Source organism: Sporomusa sp., assembly GCF_035561255.1.
In the GTDB taxonomy this organism is placed as follows: domain Bacteria; phylum Bacillota; class Negativicutes; order Sporomusales; family Sporomusaceae; genus Sporomusa.
The window spans coordinates 1-2,227 of sequence record NZ_DATMXX010000317.1; the positions used below are offsets into that span (position 1 = coordinate 1).

Annotated in this window: 3 protein-coding genes; all 3 read left to right on the top strand. The window is 43.3% G+C overall.

Annotated features, from left to right (window positions below; genetic code table 11):
* Positions 1-490 (top strand): ABC transporter substrate-binding protein (locus tag VN379_RS17190; RefSeq protein ID WP_325536043.1); only part of this gene is annotated, 490 nt, incomplete at its 5' end.
* On the top strand, positions 480-1,520 hold the full coding sequence (locus VN379_RS17195; protein WP_325536045.1) for an iron ABC transporter permease: 1,041 nt from the start codon (positions 480-482) through the stop codon (positions 1,518-1,520). The genes VN379_RS17190 and VN379_RS17195, both read left to right, overlap by 11 nt.
* 23 nt (positions 1,521-1,543) lie before the next feature.
* Positions 1,544-2,227, top strand: a 684-nt coding sequence (locus VN379_RS17200) for a class I SAM-dependent methyltransferase (protein ID WP_325536047.1), incomplete at its 3' end; no start/stop codon positions are given.

Sequence of the window (2,227 nt, forward strand, 5' to 3'; positions counted from 1 at the left end):
GGGCAAAATTGTTAGTCAAGAAGAAAAAGCGGTAAGTGAAATAAAAAAAATTGAAGAAAAAATCGCTATTTGTAAAGAGAACATGGTAAATACAAAACCGCAGAAAGTGTTGCTTGTCAGCAATATCGGTAAAATTCTAACTGTTTATACACCACGAACCCTACCGGGTGATATTGTGACACAATTAGGCGCAATTGTTTTGGGGCAAGAGCAGGAAAACGTCGGTGAAAATGAGTTTGTCAGCTATGAGGATGTTGTAATGCTTGACCCGGATATTGTGTTTTTGCAGTCAGCGCCGGACAGGGATAGTATAGTTTTGTCTACATTTTATAATAACCCTGTGTTGAAGAATTTGCGGTGCGCTAAAAATAAACAAGTTTTTTGTATTCCTTTTTACACTATCAGAAGCCCCGGTATCAGAGTTTCTGATGCAATAGACATTTTCGCTGCCGGTTTGCAAAAAAGTGATGGTGATAACTATGAGAAATAATAAGTTTATGGTTTTATTCTTATCTTTACTGGCTTTACTGGTTGTAAGTCTCTGGGCGGGACTTAGTTTCGGCAGCGCCAGGATCTCAGTACAGGAAATTTTCTTTGCTTTGCGTGCGCATGTATTCAGCAACTTCCCCGTTGACGCCGGTGTGCAGGGCCCTGTTCATGATATTGTCTGGTTACTTAGAATCCCCAGACTTGTTTTAGCGGTCTGTGTTGGTGCCGGACTCTCTATTTGCGGTGTGATTATGCAAGCCGTGGTAAGAAATCCCCTGGCGGACCCATATATATTAGGAATATCGTCAGGGGCGTCACTTGGCGCCACATTGGCGATTTTGCTGGGCCTGGGGATATCTTGGGGCGAGAATTACATTGGTGTGGCGGCCTTTGGCGGGGCGTTACTTGTTTCCATAGCCATTCTATTTATTGCCAACATTGGCGGCAGCCCGAATACAATCAAATTGCTGTTGTCGGGAACGGCTATAAGCGCTGTTTGTTCGGCCTTTGCCAGTTTTATTGTGTATTTCGCCAACAACATGGAAGGTATGCAAACCATTTCATATTGGCTGATGGGAAGTCTGGCCGGCGCGAGGTGGGACTTATTATATGTTTTATGTCCGCTTGTTTTACTGGGTATTTTATTTTTTTGGTCACAGGCCAAAATTTTAAATATTATGCTGCTTGGTGATGAGGCAGCACTTACTTTGGGCTACAACCTAAATTTGTATCGGCAGGTTTATTTATTGATGAGCGCAATATTGATTGGCTTTATTGTCTATTCGGCCGGAATGATTGGTTTCGTCGGCTTAATTGTGCCACACATTGTAAGGATGATGACAGGGGCTAATCATGGAAAATTAATCCCAATAGCCTCGGTAGTTGGCGCAATTTTTCTAATCTGGACTGATTTGCTGTGCCGTATTATCCTGGCCAGGAGTGAACTGCCGATAGGAATCCTTATCTCAATGATCGGGGCACCGTGTTTTATTTATCTGCTGGCAAAAAAGACGTATAAATTTTCGGAATGAAGATTAATGGAGGCTAGTTACGATTGTTAAAAAATAGAATCCGCGATTACTGGGAAAACAGGGCTGAAAACTTTTTGGATTTAAGTTTTGCCGAAATGAATAATGAAAAAATTGACTTATGGAAAAAAATACTGACAACTGCCATCGGGACAGAGCATAGATTAAAAGTGCTTGATGTTGGTACCGGGGCAGGGTATGTTGCTTTGGTACTGGCCTCAATGGGGCACGATGTTACCGGTATTGACCTCAGTCCTAAAATGGTGGCCGCAGCTGCGGAATTAGCGGCGAGAATGAAGCTGCGCTGCGATTTTTTGGTAGCTGATGCCGAAAAGAGCGGTTTGCCTGACCAGGGTTTTGACGTAATCATCTCACGTAACCTGACATGGACATTACCCAACATAGCTGGTGCCTACCGGGATTGGTACCGTATCTTAAGGCAAGGGGGAAGGCTATTGATTTTTGATGCTGATTACGGTGACAAAAATTTTGGCGTAAATAGCTTGCGTGCGAGACACGGCCAAGATGCTCAGCTGTCAAAAGGCCACGCTAATGTGACTTTTGCTCAACTACAGGAATGTGACGCCATTAAAAACAACTTGGACATCAGCAAACATCGCCGGCCTTCCTGGGATGTACTGCTGCTTGCAGATTGCGGGTTTAGCGAAGTTAATATTAATTTTGATCTTATTGAACAAGCAGCTGATCCT

Coding starts and splice junctions, on each gene's coding strand:
- VN379_RS17195 (WP_325536045.1), top strand. CDS start 480: ATGAGAAATAATAAGTTTATGGTTTTATTCTTATCTTTACTGGCTTTA.